General features: G+C 48.7%; 1 protein-coding gene. It reads left to right on the forward strand.

The window, feature by feature from the left end; genetic code table 11:
- On the forward strand, positions 1–263 hold a 263-nt coding region (locus NJ959_RS25965; RefSeq protein ID WP_254014654.1), incomplete at both ends, for a hypothetical protein.

A 263-nucleotide genomic window follows, 5' to 3' on the forward strand; every position in this document is an offset into this window, starting at 1 on the left:
GCTGGTAGTGCTTCTGGTGGCTCAAGTCATACAGATGTATTTACATTGTCAGGAAGTTCCGGTGCTGCTCGATATCAATATCAAGTCTCTGAATCGATCCGTTTCAGTGGCAGCTCAAAAACTAAGGTAAAGGTTAAATATCACGAGCAGGGGAGTAACCGATTTTATCTAGTCACTACTGGTAGTGGTTCCGGTAGTGGTTCCGGTAGTGGTTCCGGTGGTGGTTCCGGTAGTGGTTCCGGTGGTGGTTCCGGTGGTGGTTC

This window comes from Limnofasciculus baicalensis BBK-W-15, from assembly GCF_024178385.1.
In the GTDB taxonomy this organism is placed as follows: Bacteria; Cyanobacteriota; Cyanobacteriia; order Cyanobacteriales; family Coleofasciculaceae; genus Limnofasciculus; species Limnofasciculus baicalensis.